Source organism: Enteroscipio rubneri (assembly GCF_963929405.1).
In the GTDB taxonomy this organism is placed as follows: Bacteria; Actinomycetota; Coriobacteriia; order Coriobacteriales; family Eggerthellaceae; genus Enteroscipio; species Enteroscipio rubneri.
Genome location: NZ_CAWVIN010000003.1, coordinates 223,539 through 239,554 on the forward strand (window position 1 = coordinate 223,539; position 16,016 = coordinate 239,554).

Here is a 16,016-nt window from a genome sequence, read left to right on the forward strand (position 1 = left end):
ATGGCCGTTGCGCCGCCATTACGAAAAGGAGAGCCTGCCACGTCAGGGCCGCATGATCGCGACACTAGTCGAAAAGGACTATATCTGCAGGCTAGAAATAGCTACTTGGAGGATGGCAACCTCGCCCCCGGCGTCTAGTATGCGATCGACCGGTGCAGCGGCATCGAAAAACGAGAGGGGCTTGTATGACCGAACTGCGAACACCATCCGCCATCACGCTCGACCGCCGAAGCTTCATCGCGCTCAGCGCGGCTGCCACATCAGCACTCTGCGCCGCGGGCCTTGCAGGATGCGAGAACGACCTTGCCGAAGCGCCTGCGGAAAACGGGACCGCATCCCAAGATGAAACTTGGCTGCCGGTCGTCTGCTGGGCACACTGCGGAGGCAAGTGCGGACTGAAAGCGCTTGTGAAGGACGGAGCCGTCATCCGGCTGAAAACGGATGATACTCACGAAGACGACCAGGACTACCCTCAGCACCGCGCGTGCCTGCGCGGACGTGCTCGTCGAATGGACGTCTTCTCTGCCGACCGCATCAAATACCCCATGAAGCGCAAGCATTGGCAGCCGGGTGGTGGCGAGAATTCCCACGGCGATATGCGCGGCGTTGACGAGTGGGAGCGCATCGGCTGGGACGAGGCGCTCGACTACGTTGCCGACGAGATCGCCCGCATCAAAGAGGCCTATGGGAATCGCAGCATCCTGGGTAGCGGCTTCAATCCGACAGACGCAAGTCTCTTGGAGGCGAAAGAGCTGCCCGACTTCGCCGAATACTTTATCAAGGGACTCGATTTCGGCAACGTGTTGAACGCCTTTGGTGGACAGGTGTACCATTACGGCACCGCTTCAGCCGGCTCGTACCAATGCGTTCCGCAGATGTTCGGCTACGGCACCGGATCGAACAGCGGCGGTAAAGACTTCATGAACGACCGCATGGACGCCCGCACGTGCGAGTACGCCATCATGCTGGGCGTAAACCCCGCTTGGAGCGCTGACGGCACGACGTTCTGGGCGAACTACCTGCCCATGAAGGAATCCGGCTGTACGTTCATCAGCATCGACCCGTTCTACACGGACAGCGCCGAGGTGCTGGGGGCTGAATGGATACCCATCAGACCCGGAACCGACACCGCCTTCTTGCTGGCATGCGCCTACGTCATGATTATGGAAGACGATCCCGAAACTAATCCGCTCATCGATTGGGACGTGGTCGATCGCTGCACCATCGGGTTCGACGCCGGCCGCATGCCCAAAGGCAGCGATCCTCAGCAGAATTTTAAGGATCATGTGCTGGGCACCTACAGCGGCGTTCCCGCATCTCCCGAATGGGCAGCGGACATTTGCGGCATCGCGCCCGAAGATATCGAGCGCATCGCTCGCATTCTCGGCAAGGACAACAAGGTGGCTTTACTGTCCAGCTGGGCACCTGCGCGCGGAAACAACGCCGACAGCCTGCCCCAGATATTCATGGCCCTGGCAGCACTCGGCGGGCACTTCGGCAAATCAGGGCATATGACCGGCTGCTCCATACGCGACACCGGCGTCAACGGCGGCGATTTCCTCATCACCCCAGGCATGCGCAAGCTCCCCTACATTCCCAACCCTGTAGACGATTGCATCTACGACCCCATCATCTGGCCAGCGGTACTGAACAAGCACTACACCTACAACGGCATGGCGCAGTTCTTGCAAGCCGAAGAACGGGACTTGGACATTCACTGCATATACAATTATTCCCTCAACATGATGCACCGCCACGAAGGCCTCATGCAGGCGATCGAAGCCTACCGCAGCGTCGATTTCGTCGTCACGCAGGCTATCAATTTTAACGTGAATGCACAGTACTCAGACATCGTGCTTCCCCTTGCCACGCCATGGGAGTCGCCTATGCAGTTCGCCATGTTCACCGGACGCGAATCGGCTTTTATTGGCAACCAGGTGTGCGAACCTCTATGGGAGACAAAGCGCGCAAGCTGGATCGGACGCGAGCTGCTCACGCGCTGGGGCCTCGATCCGGACACCGTGTACCCGTACTCCGACGAGCAGCAGTCGTTCTTCCAGATGTCGAGCGCGATGGTGGCTACCGAGGATGGCTCCGGCTACGAGCCGCTCATCTCCTTCACCCAGCAGGATATCGACGAGCTCGGCGTGGAGGGGCAGCCGCAGGAGGGCCGCATTGCGTTTTCCGAGATGAGAATGCAAGGCGTATTCGCCGTCCCCCGCAAAGAGGGAGACCCGTACGGGCATATCGCCTACCGCGAGTTCCACGACGACCCGGAAGGGCATCCCATGAACTCCGAGAGCGGTAAGATGGAACTCTACTGCCGGCGCGTCAACGAGGTATCGCGGCGCATGGGCTTTAGCGAAGTTCCTCCCCTGCCCACTTACACGCCTCCAATCGGCGGATACGAGGACACGTTCAGCGACGTCGCCTCAAAGACAAAAGGCGCGTATCCCTTCCAAGTGTACAACCCTCATTATCCGCGCACCTCGCATTCCCACTTCGACGATGTCGCACAGCTCCGCGAGGCATGGAAGCGTCCCCTGTACATCAATGCGCGCGATGCGGCAGCCCTCGGCATCGAAGAGGGCGACACAGTGCAGGCTTCCAACGACTACGGCACCGTGGTCAGGCAGGCGTGCGTCACGAACCGCATCTGCGAAGGCGTGGTGGCGCTGCCGCACGGCGGTTGGGTGGAGATAGATCCTGAAACAGGGTTCGATCTCGGAGGCTCGGGCAACACCCTGTGCGCGCCCATCGCCACCGGATGCGGGACCTCGGGCTATAACACGCAGGTCTGCTCCATCGCCAAGGTCGACGCCAAGCCCGTCGACTGGGAGAGGCCCCTCGTCATGCCCGCATGCCAAGCCGAGGATCAGGAGGACTAGCCATGGGAAAACTCGGTTTTTACTTCGATAGCACGCTCTGCATCGGATGCAGAACCTGCCAGGTGGCCTGCAAGGACAAGAACGGCCTTCCTGCGGGCATCAGCTACCGCGTCGTGCGTTCGTTCGAAACGGGCGACTACCCCCGCCCCGGATTCTATCACTACTCAGGTGCATGCAACCACTGCTTCAGTCCGGCCTGCGTAGCCAGCTGCCCCGTCGGTGCGATGCACATCGACGAGGACGACGGCACCGTGCAATACGACGAGGAGACGTGCATCGGTTGCAAGGCATGCGTCGCTGCATGCCCCTACGGGGAGCCGCAGTACTTCGAGGAAGAGAACGTCGTCAGGAAGTGCGACGCATGCAAAGACGTGCGCGATCAGGGAGGCAACCCGGTATGCGTGGACGCCTGCCTCATGCGCTGTCTTGAGTTCGGCGATGTCGACGAACTGCAGAAGATTCACGGGGACAGCGTGGTCGACGAGTTGCCCATCCTGCCTTCAGCCGATCAGACGGCGCCCTCCCTGCGCATCAACCCCCGGCCCGCCGCGCTCGAGAGCGCATTCGCCGAGAAGTTCGTTTAAGACCCCTCCTTCCTCCCTGCGCGCCGCCCCGCATTCAAGGGCGGCGCGCCCTCACGATCGGAGCCATCATGCATACGACCAGCACGCATTGTACCTGCACGCCTTCCGATCTTGCGGAACAGCTTTCCGCCCAGGCGGTGCTCGCGAGGACCTTCCAAAGTGTGTTCGGCGTCGAACCGACGGCCGCTCAACTCGCGGCGCTGCACAGTCCCGCCGTCGAGGCCGCCTTCCGCATGATGTCGCTGGACGAAGGCGATACCACGGCCGACGCCCACGCGTTTCTCGCACGCACCGCCGACCGCAGAGACGAAGCCGTCGAGCGCCTGAAGATGGAGTACACGCGCCTGTTCATAGGCCCCGCGCGTCTACCGGCCCCGCCATGGGAGTCGGTCTATCGGGGGGAGGACCGCCTGCTTTTGCAGAACTCGACCCTTGAGGTGCGCGCGCTGTATCGCTCGCAGGGCGCGCTGCCGGCGCGCTATCCCGCCGTGGCGGACGATCACGTGGCCTTAGAGCTCGCCTTCCTCTATCTTGTTTCGAGTCGGGCGCAAGAAACCATTGCGAACGGCGCTCGTGCAGATTACCCCGCCCTGTCGTCTCTTGCAATAGGCATGGATCGAATCGTCAACGAGCATCTTCTGACATGGCTCCCCCGTTTTTCGCGCGCGCTCAGCTGCGACGCCCCGCAGGGGTACTATGCTGTATGCGCACGGTTGCTCGTCCGGTTCGCGCGGGCCTGCGGCAGCTTGGCGAAGGAGGTCCGGCCTCAATGGGAGGGCAGGGCCCGAGAGATGGCGAAGCCCTGACGAGGGAGGTTTCGCAGCACGTGGAAGGGGCGTTCCGCATGCGGAAGAGCGTATTCGCAGAGGTGGGGAAACGGTGGCCGAATCTGCAGCTTCTCAGTTTCACGTTCTTGCTGGCCTGGGTATATTTGGCTTTCTACGGAAACCCCTGGATAGACTGGAGCCTTGCAAGCGAGCGAGCGCCTCTGCTTATATTCGTGGTGCCCAACAGCGTATCGGTGGCAGCGTTCCTGCTGTGCTTTCTCTTTCAAAAGCACGTCTGCGCGATGCTCTATCGCCGATGGACTATTCCACTAGCCGGATGCATCGCCGCCTTGGGCGATCTTCTGATGGTTCTCTCCACGCAAGGTGCCGGAAGCGAGCAGCTCCTCATCGCAGGATGCCTGGCTGCCGGAGCAGGTACTTCGCTTCTCACCTTGAGGCTCGCCTATCTGCTGAGCGAGCAGGGAGCACGACGCACGCTGCTCTTCGTCGCGGTTTCGAGCTCCCTTGCCCTTCTTGTCTGGTTCCTCGGTATCGGCGTGCCGTTCGGCTACTCCGTCGTCCTGTTCGTTGCCGTGCCGCTGCTGCTGAGCGCCCTTCTTCTCACCGGATCGGGATCCTCTCTCAGGAAATACTGCCAAAAGCTGCAAAACGATCCGCCAGAAGCCGTGCCGCATGACTTCTGGCGCTTCTCCATCGTGTTCTGCTTATTCGCCCTCATCACCGGCATCACGAAAACGATGTTCAGCGAGTCGACGGGGTTTGACTATCCTCAGATCACGCTGTTCTGGGCGCTCATAGGCTGCATGGTTCTGACATGCGTCGCCGCATTGGGCCTGTCCTACCGCTTGGTGGAGCGCATGTACTACCTGCTCACGTTCTGCGTGGTCATCGCGGTGCTGGTCTCGCTCGTCATCGGGGCCGATTCGCCGCTCCTGTTCATCCCGGTCAATATGCTGTACATCGTCTTCGACATCATATCGTGGTGCCTCATCGCGGCCGCCGCGTATCAGCACCGGGGCATTCGCATGAAGATCATGGCATTCGGGCGCTTCTCGTTCATCGGAGGGACCGTGCTAGGCTACACCATCGGGTATAGCTTCCTTCCCTCCCTATACGATAACGGCATCTTTCTCATCTGCATCATCGTAGCAGTGATGCTGCTGGTCGCGGGAATCACCCTCGTCTTCTCGAACCGCAGCCTCGCGAACCTCGTCGAATCAGCTGTGAACGATTCGCCCGAAGCGTACGAACATGAAGGGATCGACTTCGAGAAAGCGCGCCAGGAGCACCTGCGCAACCTGTGTGAACGCATGGCCGCCGAATACAGCCTTTCGAACCGCGAGCTGACCGTGCTCATCATGCTCGCACGTGGGCGCAGCAATAGGGACATACGCGACGAGCTACTCATCAGCATCAACACCGTGCGCGCTCACGTCCAGAGCATCTACGGGAAGCTGGGCGTGCACAGCCGAAGCGAACTCGCGGCGTTTTTGGAGAACAGCTGAACGCCGGATAATCGGTGCCGGAACGACGCCGCCGGAACACCTTTGCCAAAACCTGCAATGCAAAGCCGCAGAGCGTGCGGCCCGATAAAACGGGCCTTACGCTATTTCACCGTGAGCACCGGCATATCCGCGTTTCGAAGCACCGCGTAGCTGACGCTACCGAGCATGCCCCGCAATGCTCCCAGGCCCCGCCGGCCCATAACGATAAGATCGCAGGTATGATCTTCGGCGTATTCGGTGATGCCGTCGGCTGGCGAGGCGGATACCACGGCCTCTACCGTAACCGAGCAGGATACCTCATCGAGCGCATCGCCGATGCTATCGAGCAGCTCTTCCTTCGCATTGCTCAAGATGCTGCCCATCACGTTTTCGTACACATCGTAGTTCGCGAACCTGAGCGCCGATCGCGCGAGCGGATTCCCCGAAGCGTCATAGGTCGCGGCCAGCGTTGCCGTCGGCAGCACGGTTATCACGTGCAATTCAGCAGACGCCTCGTCCCCGACAAGGTCGAGCGCAATGCGCAGAGCGCTTTGGGCATGCTCGGAATTGTCGAAGGGAACCAGGATGTTGGCGAACTTCATGACGTCTCCTTCCCGCCGCATCACACATCCAGTATCGCACATTCGCGGCGCTGCGTGCACGGCGATCCTCGTGCACTATCGCAGGCGCGTTCAACCTCGCCGACGCGTGCCACATGCGAAGCTTTTTGCGATTGGCAGGCACAACCGAGCAGCAAGGCCCTACAATATGGACAAGATCGAGAAAAGGAGCGCGCATGCCGGCCGACGCAAACCGACAAGCACCGCAGCCGGGCCACACCTACGTCATTGACCGATCCTACCGGGTCGTCTATATGGATCGAGCCTCGCGACGGGTATTTCCCGGCGGGCGCATCGGAGCGCTCTGCTACGAATGCTTCCGAGGCGCATCCGAGCCCTGCCACGACTGCCCTTGGCAGGCCGACACGCACGCGAGTGTGAATCAGACCGTCATTTACAGCGAGCGGCTCGATCAATGGTACGAGATCACGTGCGTCGAATTGGAATGGCTTGACGAGGGGCCCTGCGTGCTATTCTCGGGTCGGTCGGTCGACGATAGCAGCCGCAGCCTGTTCACAACGCTCAGCGAGCCTTCGTCATACGACGAGCTGTTCGAGATCAATGTCACCGGCAACGCGTACAAAGTGCTCTACAGCGAACCCGACAAGTACGTCATGCCGCCGTCCGCCGGCGCGCTCGATGTCATGTTCGCTGACGTGCTCGAGCACATGATCCACCCCGAAGACCGTGCCCGATTCATCGAGTTCTGGAATTTCGAGACCCTGCTCGAACGGATCGAGCAGTCGGGCGGCGCGCTACGTGCAGAGTTCCGCAAGCTGCTCACCGCAGGCGGATGGGGTTGGGCGGCGCAGACCATCGTGTCCGTGAAGCGCGGCGAAGGCGGCGAGACGGTGGTCATGTGCTTCATATCGGATATCGACGACGAAGTCCGCGAACGAGAAGCGCGCGCCCAGGATGCGCAGATGCTGCTTCTCAAAGAACGCGATCCTCTGACAGGACTGTACAACGCAAGCACGTTCTTCAGTAAAGCTCACGAATTCGTGGCGGACAACCCTTCGAAGCGCTACGAGGCGGTTTACCTCGATATCGAGCACTTTAAGCTCTTCAACGAATGGTACGGGCGCGAGGCTGGCGACGAGGCGCTGCAATCTGTCGCGGAAAGCATAGCGCGGCTGACGCGCGAGGGCGGTGTCGCCGGCTATTTGGGCGGCGACGACTTTGCCCTGATCCTCCCACAAGGAACGGCCACGCAAGACCTTATCGACGAGGATCTGCGAAGAAAGCCTCTCGCCTCCGAAGACGCCCTCGGTTTCCAGCCGTTGGCGGGCGTATGCCCGGTTGAGGGCAAAGGAGATGCCATCGTCACCGCCTGCGACCATGCCATGATCGCCATGAACTCGGTGAAGAGCGTGTACGGCAAGCGCATTGCCTGGTACGAGCCGTCTATGTCAGAGGAGATGGAAGACGAGACGAAGACCCTGCTTGAAGTCAGGCAGGCTCTCAAGAACCGCGAGTTCGTGTTGCACTGGCAACCGCAATGCAGCACGCGCACGAGCCGCATCGTGGGCCTGGAGGCGCTTGTGCGCTGGAACCATCCCGAGCGCGGCCTTGTCATGCCCGGTGCGTTCATCCCCATCCTCGAACGCACCGGATTCATCGCCAACCTCGACCGGTACGTCTGGGAGGAAGCGTGCCGCCACATCCGGTCGTGGCTCGATCGCGGTGGCACGCCGCTTCCCGTATCGGTCAACATTTCCCGTGCCGACCTTTACGCCATCGATGTCGTCGACACCATCGAAAGCCTCGTGAATCTCTACGGCATCGAACGCGGGCTGCTTGAGCTGGAGATCACCGAGAGCGCCTATGCCGAGGACGAGCGGATGACGCAGGCAGTCAACGAACTGAAGGAGCTGGGGTTCACCATTCTCATGGACGACTTCGGCAGCGGCTATTCGTCGCTCAACATGCTGAAGGACATCACCGTCGACGTCATCAAGATCGATATGAACTTCCTGAACCGCCAGCACAATATCCAGCGTGGCGAAGGCATTCTCGAAACCATCGTGTCTATGGCCCGCCTCATGGACCTCCGCATCATCGCGGAGGGTGCGGAAACGGCCGATCAGGTGGAATTCCTGAAGAGCATCGGATGCGACTACGCGCAGGGCTACTACTTCTACCGACCGATGAGCACCGAATCGCTCGAAGAACTCATACAGGATCAGGATGTCGTCGACTACCGAGGCGTGCTGAGTCCTATGGTCGATACCATCGATGTGGACGCGCTCGTTCACGAAGACGCCATGAGCCGCACCATCGTGGACAATCTCATCGGAGGCATGGCCGTGTACGCGGTGTACGACGACCGGTACGAGCTCATGCAGGTTAACAACGAATACTACCACGTCACAGGATGCAACCCGGTAGATCTGAAAGAGCGGCAGACCTGCATCTGGCAGCAGACGCATCCCGAGGACCGCGATGCCATGCTGTCTCTGTTCGATGCGGCCGAACAGCATCCGATATCGGGAGCCGAAGGCACCATCAGGCGCTACCGCCTGAACGGCGAGCTCATGTGGTTAAAGTTGCGGGTGTTCTTCCTGAGCCGCCAGGAAGATCGGCGACTGTTCTACGCGGCCGTGGAAGACGTCACGGAGCAACGGCAGCGCGAGCTCTCGATCATCGGGTCCGTCAACAGCGACGCACGTTTATTCGAACTGCTCAACGCGCAATCGGCCCATCATTGGTGCTTCAACGTGACGCGCGGAAGCTTTCTGAACGCCTTCGATCGGGAGCTGCTCGGCGCAAAGCTAGATATGCGGTTCGTGGATTGGTTGGACTACGACCTGAGAGCGACCATCGGAGCCGGCGTACGACCAGCCGGCGGATATGAAGCCGTCGCGGAGTTCCTGAATCTCGACGATATGCTCGCCCGCTTCGCTCAAGGGTTTTCCTCGCGCGTTATGGAGTACCGACGGCTTTCCGACCCGGCAGAGCGCCCGGATGCGCCCTCATCGGATGCCTGCCCTCCGCAGAACACCGCAGGAGCACGCGAAGGCGCTGCGCCGCAGGAGCGCTGGGCGGAGCTCCGCTACCATCTCATGCGTTTTGACGAAAGCGACGACGTGTACGCCTATCTCTACGTCATCGACATCGACGAGCGTAAACGCCGCGAGTTGCGGCTTGCCGACCAGGCTCAACGCGATTCCCTTACCGGACTGCTCAACCGCCAGACCGCATCGGCCCGCATACCTGACGCATTCGCCGCCACCATCAACGACGGGAAGACCGGAGCATTCGTCATTGTCGACCTCGACGACTTCAAAAACGTCAACGACGGCTACGGCCATCTCATGGGCGACCGGGTGCTCTCCGGTATCGGGCAGCACCTGAAGGCCGCTTTCCGCAAGCAAGATTTGATCTGCCGCTGGGGCGGCGACGAGTTCATCGTCTACTGCAACGACATCGGCTACGATGACATCGAGCGACGTGTGCGCGGGCTCTGCACGGAAACCTGGGAGACCGAGGCGGGTCCCGGCGCAACCGTCGCGCTGACCGTATCGGCCGGCGTCGCAATGGTACCCGAGCACGGCACGCGGTTTACCACGGTCTACGAGCGGGCCGATGCGGCTCTCTATCAGGCAAAATCGGAGGGTAAAGCACAGTTCCGTTTGTACGAGACCGGTATGCAGCCCCACATAACCGCACATGATCGCGACGAGGGCGAAACGAGCCGCAAGAACACTTCCGCGTAATGTCCCGCAACGAAGAGCCGCGGCCGGACATGCCCTCAGAAAAGGACGCGACCGCGCTGCGCCATGCGCATGGCCTCGCAACAGCGCTCAAATGCCAAGGCCGACCGTCATGTGCATCAGGTAGAACGCGAACCGCATGACGAAGATGCCAGCCAGCACGAGGGCGCTGGCCCACGCGGAGCGCACCGTCAAGCGAAGGGCATCACGCCGACTGTCTGGGAAACCGCGCACGTCGCCATCCTCCCGCGACGCAGACGGGTCGCCGTCTCGCAGCGTACGCGCCACGAGCGCTATCCCCGCACCGCCCAGCACGCCGAACGCCGCGATCATACCCCCGTAGCAGGGCACGAGTTCGGCCGCCGTCGTAAACGAGTTCTCCAGATAGGGCAGCTGGAAAGCCTGCATCGCATAGACCATCATGTTCGCCGCAAGCGAGGCAACCGAGCAGAGCACCAGCATGCGACCGCACCGTCCCTCCGCCGACGCGCATCCCGCCGCCCGCAGACCGAGCATCGCCAGCACCGGACCCCCTGTCAGCGCATTAAGCCAGAGGCCCAATGGAACATAGACGGTGTACCACGACACAATGGTCTCGGCGTTGTACGCGAACGCAACAGAGGTCACGAACACGATTCCGGCCACAATCGAAAGCGCCATCCAAACCCGCTGCACCGCACGGTGCGGCCGTTCGGCAAATGAATACAGCCAGTACACGCCGGCCAGCAGCAGAAACACGACAGCGCAGAACACCTCATTCGAAAGCGGGCTCCGCCCCACGCCCATGAACACGAAAAGCGCGTTTGCCGGATTCCCGAGATGCGTCGCCGAAGCAACCAGCCCCACCATGGAAACGACGAGAGGGATGGCGAGGAACAGATCAATGCGACGGTGGGCTTCGTCTGACAGGCCGCCTCGCACGATGAATAGCCCCATGATGGCGAACGCGACAACGCCCGAAGGGGCCAGCGTCGTGAACAACACGAGCGTGATCTCACCGAGCGCCGTGTCGATACCCGAGACCATGCCAGCCTACTGGAAAAACCTCGGGTAGACGACATCGATGCCCAACTCGTCGCGAATGCCCTCGAGGCTTGCCTTGGTCAAGCGCGCGAGTCCTTCGTAGAACGGGTGCTCTGATGCGGCGGCTAACGCGTCGAGAAAGTGCGATGACCAGGTAAGCAGATGCTCGCGCAGATATTCGTCGAGCACCTCGGGCCGATTGCGCGCAATCCATGCCATCAGAGCGAGCATGAGGCCGATATGATCCTCCGGCGTGCGATCGTCGGTCGTACGCTCGATGCCCTGATCGCGCATCCACTGGCGCAAAGCGAGAGTACTCGCGCCGAACACCACGCACTCCCGATCGGTGTAGACCGAACCCCATGGAGGAGCCGGCTTCGCCGCCGGCCCGACGAATAGGCGGCGATACTCCCAGACAAGGGCGTCATCATCGACGCCTGCGGAAAGACCTTCGACCATGAGGCAGAGCGTATCGCGCGCCACCACCTCGTCGACGAACGGCCATTCGGCTGCCGCGATGGGCGCATCGAGAGCAGACAGCACTTGGAAGGAAGGACCCGCATCACCCGTGCGCGGATCCTGGAGGAAGAACGGGGCGAGCGTCTCCCCGACGAAGGCCACGGCTTCCATCATGGTATCGTTGTCGTTCATCGAACCCCCCTTGTGGTCGTGCACGGTGCACGCAATCGGTAAGAAGACAGGATGCGCCCCCATTGTAGCGCACCCTGCCTTCCGCTTCGAAAACAGCCTCGAACGCCTAGGCCAGCCCCACCGACAGCTGCAAGCCATAGAACACGAGACGCGCAACGAACACACCCACGACTACCAGCGTCGAGGCCGAGACCGCTGCAACGACGGCACTGCGCCCGCGAAGCGCAACGACCGTCGCAGCGCATCCGAGGACGAGGCAGACGACGGCGCCTGCAAGCCACGGCATGGCCGCAGCCACGAGATCGGCGCCCGCCACGTGCGGGTTGGCCAGACTGCCCACGAGCGCAGCCTGGCCGCACAATCCGACGAGAGCAAGCACGGCGCCTGCAACCACCACGATCAGGGCCGCCTGCCTATACGCTCCCTGAAGCGCAGTCGGCAACGCTCCGGAAAGCGCCAGGACGAGCGTGCCGAGCGCGATGCCACCTGCAAGGGCGAAACCGACTATCTGGACGGGAGAAAGCGGACTGTTCCACGACGCGATGGTCTCCATCACATAGGCAAGCCCCGTGAAGCAGGCGAACACGAGTGCCGACGCCGCCACGACGACCACGAGCACCTTCCGCGCTCCGCCTGAGAGCCTGCCGGTCAGCGCGCAGACGACGTAGACGACAGCGAGCACCGTGAAAATCGCTCCGACGAGGATCTCGTTCGACAACGGCGAACCCCCTACACCCGCAAACACACCGGGAGCATGGAGCGGCGATGCAAGATGGAAGAACGACGCCGCGAAGCCCATGATCACCACTACGAGCGGGATGAGCGTCATCCGATCGATGCGCTTGAGCTGCTCGTCGCTGAACGGCGTCGTGAGCAAGGCGATCGCAAGCGCGACGAACGCGCCGGCGCCGATCGGGGCCAGGGTCGTGAACAGCGCCAAAGGCAGTTCTGCGAAAGCGGCCTCCATGCTACATCACCTCCAGGGGATTAACGACCTTGCCGTCGGCGCTGCCTGCGGGCAGGGCGTCAACGGAAGGCTTGACGTACAGGTTCGGATTCGTGTACGACGGCTCGGGAAGCGGCGCGATGGCAGCCCGCTCGCCCTTCGCAGCCATGTCCTCCGCGATGCCGAAATCGAGCGCGCGGGCCGGGCAGGCCTCGACGCATACCGGCTTGCGGCCAGCAGCCACACGCTCGGCGCAGCCGTCGCACTTCACGGAGTGCCCCTTCTCGCGGTCGACCTTCGGCGCATTGTAGGGGCAGGCCATATGGCAGTACCCGCAGCCGACGCACTTCTCTGCGTCCACGGACACGAGTCCCGTTTCGGCGTCCTTGTGCATGGCCCCGGTCGGGCACACGTGCGTGCACGCTGGATCGTCGCAGTGGTTGCACGCCAGAGAAAGCGGATAGCTCGTGCACGAGGTGGCGAAGCAGCCGTTGCTGTCCTTGGTTGTCTCCCCGTACGTTACCTCGTACACCTTGCGATACGCGAAACCCACCTGCAAGTCGCGAAAGTCCTTGCAAGCGAACTCGCACGTCTTGCAACCGGTGCAGCGCGTGCCGTCGAAATGGAATGCGTACTGGCTCATCGTCGATCATCTCCTTTCTTGGCGCGCTTAGGCTTTCGATACGTTGCAGATGTTGCTATGCTGGGGATTGCCCTTCGCCAGAGGCGAGGGGCGCTGGGTCGTGAGCGTGTTGATGCAGCCTCCGCGGTCGATGCGATCGCCCTGCATGTCGGCGTCGTGCCAGGCTCCCTGCGCCATCGCCACGGTCCCGGGAACGATGCGCGGCGTCACCTTTGCAAGCAGCTGCGTTTCGCCAAACTCGTTTTTCACGGACACCCGATCACCCTGCTTGATGCCACGCGACTCGGCGTCAACCGGATTGATCCAAAGCTCCTGGGGGTTGGCCTCCTTGAGCAGTTCGATGCTCCCCCACGAGGAATGCACGCGTCCGCGATAGTGGAAACCGGAGAGGGCGAGCGGGAATTCGTCGGTCGTGGTCTCGACGCCGTGCCATTCGGGAACGTAGGCGGGGACGGGGTACACCGTCTCATCTTCGGCGAACTCCCACTCCTCCATGGCCTTCGCTATCTTCTGCGAGAAGATCTCGATCTTCCCCGAAGGCGTGGCGAGCGCGTTCTCCACCGGATCGGCGACGAACTTGTCGAGCGCGATATTGCCGGGACGCTCCCGCTTGTACACCCCCATCTCGACGAGCTCGGCATAGCTGGGAAGCTCGGGGTCCTCCTCGCGGTCGGCCTCGTAGAGTTCCTCGATCCACTCTGCCTGCGTCTTGCCTTCGGTGAACTCGTCGCGCACGCCCAGCTTCTCGGCCAGCATCTCGCACATCTCATAGGCCGTCTTGCGCTCGAACTTCGGCGACGTACACGGCTGGGCCGTCACGATGTAGGCCGTATTGCTGCCGGTGCTGGCCAGCGACACCTGCTCCGAGCGGAAGAGGTCGGGCAGCAGGATGTCGGCGTACTTCGCGGAGTCGCACATGACCGTGTCGACGGCCAGGATGAACTCACATTTCGACTCGTCGGCCAGGATGTCGTGGGCCTTGTTGATGTCGGAGTGCTGATTCGTCAGGCAGTTGCCTGCGTAGTTGATGAGGAATTTGATGTTGTTGGACAGACGATCCGCACCGCGCACGCCGTCCTTCGTCTTGGTCATCTCCGTGCCGTGGTCGATGGCGTCTGTGAACAGGAAGCACGAGATGGACGCCTCAACGGGATTCTCGCCCGAGGGGAAGTCGGTCAGAGGAATGATGAAGCGGCTCTCACGATTGCCGTTGTTCGTACCCGGCTTGCCCGCTTGGCCCACGAGCAGGGGAAGCAGGCAGATGGACCAGAAATTCCACTCTCCGTTGCTGCGCCGCTGAGGACCCCAGCCCTGTGTGACGAACAACGGAGATGCCTCGGCTATCTCGGCAGCAAGCGCGCGAATGGCGTCCGCGTCGATGCCGGTGATGGGAGCGGCCCATTCGGGCGACTTCTCCACCTTGTCGTAGCCTTCGCCCAACACGTAGTCTTTGTAGCTGAGATGCTTGCCGCGCGCGGCTTCGGGCATGGACTCCTCGTCGAAGCCAGAGCAGTATGTATGCAAGAAGTCCACATCGATGCGATCTGCGGCGATAAGCTCGTACGCGATCGCCGCAACAAGCGCTGCGTCCGTTCCCGGGTTGATGGGCAGCCACTGATCCGAATGACCTGAAAGCGAATCGTTGAAGCGGGGATCGATGACGATGATCTTCCCTTTCGTCTTCTCGCGAAGGGCCACGTAATCGTAGTGGGTGTGCAGACCTCCCTGCCGCGTTTCGATCGGGCTGCTGCCAAATACGAGAACGAGTTCGGCGTCCTCAGCCGTTTTGAGCGCGCTACCTCCGCCGGATGCGCCGAACACCGTCGCCTGCATGTACGCCAGCTGCGCCGCGCTGTAGCTGCCGTAGTAATCGAGGTAGCCGCCGCACAGGTTGAGCAGGCGCTGGAACGGCTGGCCCGTGGTTACGCCCTCGACTCCGGTCGCATAGTCGATGTACACCGCATCGTTGCCGTACGACTCGATCACGCGAGTCAACTCGCCGGCGATGGTATCGATCGCCTCTTCCCAGCTGATGCGCTCGAACTTACCCTCGCCGCGAGCGCCGACGCGCTTGAGCGGGTAGCTCAGACGATCTGGGCTGTTCATCCAACGCCGATAGGAGCGTCCGCGCAAACAGGCGCGCGCTTGGCGGTCTTCGAACGCAGCGTCGGACGATGTGTCGGCCTCCACCCAAACGATCTCGTCATCCTTCACGTGAAACTTGAGCGGACAACGGCTCGGGCAGTTGATGGCGCAGTGACCCCACACCACCTCGTCCGGCGCGTCGGCGTCGGCATGCGCGGCTCCGACGCCGAACAGAGAACCCGTCGCCGTCGCAGCACCACCCGCCGCCGCCAGCGCTCCGAGCGCACCCGTCGTTTTCACGAAGGAGCGTCGGCTTATGCGCGGCATCGATTCTTGCATAGGTGTTCCCCCTTTTCCATGCGATCCGCGCGTCACGTTAGATTATCGGACGCGCTGCGGAACCGCTCGGCATCCTCGCGGTGCCGATACCGGTCTGAAACCGGGGAAACCATACTCGCACTCGTGCAAGAGCTTGTCACATAAAACGTGGGAATTTCTTGAAAGACCTGATCAGAAATATGTTTCAACATGTCATGGTATCAGATCGGACCGCATTCGCGCTCCCCCACGCGAAAGGACCCGCATCGCTGC

11 protein-coding genes are annotated in these 16,016 nt (G+C 61.6%); 5 read left to right on the forward strand and 6 right to left on the reverse strand.

What is annotated here, in order from left to right; translation table 11 throughout:
* Positions 1-185 precede the first annotated feature (185 nt).
* The 4 genes from ABGT83_RS08270 (at position 186) to ABGT83_RS08285 (ending at position 5,765) form a co-directional block, all read left to right on the forward strand.
* Complete coding sequence (locus ABGT83_RS08270; protein ID WP_346686966.1) at positions 186-2,888, forward strand: molybdopterin-dependent oxidoreductase; 2,703 nt, start codon at positions 186-188, stop codon at positions 2,886-2,888.
* Between the two features lie 2 nt (positions 2,889-2,890).
* Positions 2,891-3,472, forward strand: coding sequence for a 4Fe-4S dicluster domain-containing protein (locus ABGT83_RS08275; RefSeq protein ID WP_103265758.1), 582 nt, complete (start codon positions 2,891-2,893; stop codon positions 3,470-3,472).
* Between the two features lie 68 nt (positions 3,473-3,540).
* On the forward strand, positions 3,541-4,278 hold the full coding sequence (locus tag ABGT83_RS08280) for a TorD/DmsD family molecular chaperone (RefSeq protein ID WP_346686968.1): 738 nt from the start codon (positions 3,541-3,543) through the stop codon (positions 4,276-4,278).
* 38 nt (positions 4,279-4,316) lie between these two features.
* The gene (locus ABGT83_RS08285; RefSeq protein ID WP_346686970.1) at positions 4,317-5,765 is read left to right on the forward strand and encodes a helix-turn-helix transcriptional regulator; all 1,449 of its coding nucleotides are present in this window, start codon (positions 4,317-4,319) and stop codon (positions 5,763-5,765) included.
* A 101-nt stretch (positions 5,766-5,866) separates the two neighbouring features.
* On the opposite strand, the gene ABGT83_RS08290 is transcribed toward ABGT83_RS08285, so the two are convergent.
* On the reverse strand, positions 5,867-6,346 hold the full coding sequence (locus tag ABGT83_RS08290; protein ID WP_103265755.1) for a universal stress protein: 480 nt from the start codon (positions 6,344-6,346) through the stop codon (positions 5,867-5,869).
* 194 nt (positions 6,347-6,540) lie between these two features.
* On the opposite strand from ABGT83_RS08290, the gene ABGT83_RS08295 reads away from it, so the two are divergent.
* Positions 6,541-10,080: an EAL domain-containing protein gene (locus ABGT83_RS08295; RefSeq protein WP_346686972.1), complete on the forward strand. Its 3,540-nt coding sequence runs from the start codon at positions 6,541-6,543 to the stop codon at positions 10,078-10,080.
* Positions 10,081-10,167: 87 nt separating this feature from the next.
* Here the strand turns inward: ABGT83_RS08295 and ABGT83_RS08300 are convergent, their stop codons facing one another.
* The 5 genes from ABGT83_RS08300 to ABGT83_RS08320 form a co-directional block, all read right to left on the reverse strand.
* Complete coding sequence (locus tag ABGT83_RS08300) at positions 10,168-11,103, reverse strand: dimethyl sulfoxide reductase anchor subunit family protein (RefSeq protein WP_103265753.1); 936 nt, start codon at positions 11,101-11,103, stop codon at positions 10,168-10,170.
* A 6-nt stretch (positions 11,104-11,109) separates the two neighbouring features.
* The gene (gene dmsD / locus ABGT83_RS08305; protein ID WP_346686975.1) at positions 11,110-11,751 is read right to left on the reverse strand and encodes a Tat proofreading chaperone DmsD; all 642 of its coding nucleotides are present in this window, start codon (positions 11,749-11,751) and stop codon (positions 11,110-11,112) included.
* Positions 11,752-11,857: 106 nt separating this feature from the next.
* Positions 11,858-12,718 carry a dimethyl sulfoxide reductase anchor subunit family protein gene (locus ABGT83_RS08310; RefSeq protein ID WP_103265751.1) on the reverse strand — a complete coding sequence of 287 codons (861 nt, stop codon included), beginning with the start codon at positions 12,716-12,718 and terminating at the stop codon, positions 11,858-11,860.
* A 1-nt stretch (position 12,719) separates the two neighbouring features.
* A complete protein-coding gene (locus ABGT83_RS08315) occupies positions 12,720-13,340 on the reverse strand; it encodes a 4Fe-4S dicluster domain-containing protein (protein ID WP_103265750.1) in 621 nt (206 codons plus the stop codon).
* A gap of 27 nt (positions 13,341-13,367) precedes the next feature.
* Positions 13,368-15,764 (reverse strand): DMSO/selenate family reductase complex A subunit, encoded by a 2,397-nt coding sequence (locus tag ABGT83_RS08320; protein WP_103265749.1) that lies wholly within the window; start codon positions 15,762-15,764, stop codon positions 13,368-13,370.
* Positions 15,765-16,016: the final 252 nt, after the last annotated feature.

Bases quoted from the DNA above. Each gene is read 5' to 3' on its own strand.
- ABGT83_RS08270 (WP_346686966.1), top strand. From the start codon at position 186: ATGACCGAACTGCGAACACCATCCGCCATCACGCTCGACCGCCGAAGC.
- ABGT83_RS08275 (WP_103265758.1), top strand. From the start codon at position 2,891: ATGGGAAAACTCGGTTTTTACTTCGATAGCACGCTCTGCATCGGATGC.
- ABGT83_RS08280 (WP_346686968.1), top strand. From the start codon at position 3,541: ATGCATACGACCAGCACGCATTGTACCTGCACGCCTTCCGATCTTGCG.
- ABGT83_RS08285 (WP_346686970.1), top strand. From the start codon at position 4,317: ATGCGGAAGAGCGTATTCGCAGAGGTGGGGAAACGGTGGCCGAATCTG.
- ABGT83_RS08290 (WP_103265755.1), bottom strand. From the start codon at position 6,346: ATGAAGTTCGCCAACATCCTGGTTCCCTTCGACAATTCCGAGCATGCC.
- ABGT83_RS08295 (WP_346686972.1), top strand. From the start codon at position 6,541: ATGCCGGCCGACGCAAACCGACAAGCACCGCAGCCGGGCCACACCTAC.
- ABGT83_RS08300 (WP_103265753.1), bottom strand. From the start codon at position 11,103: ATGGTCTCGGGTATCGACACGGCGCTCGGTGAGATCACGCTCGTGTTG.
- dmsD (WP_346686975.1), bottom strand. From the start codon at position 11,751: ATGAACGACAACGATACCATGATGGAAGCCGTGGCCTTCGTCGGGGAG.
- ABGT83_RS08310 (WP_103265751.1), bottom strand. From the start codon at position 12,718: ATGGAGGCCGCTTTCGCAGAACTGCCTTTGGCGCTGTTCACGACCCTG.
- ABGT83_RS08315 (WP_103265750.1), bottom strand. From the start codon at position 13,340: ATGAGCCAGTACGCATTCCATTTCGACGGCACGCGCTGCACCGGTTGC.
- ABGT83_RS08320 (WP_103265749.1), bottom strand. From the start codon at position 15,764: ATGCAAGAATCGATGCCGCGCATAAGCCGACGCTCCTTCGTGAAAACG.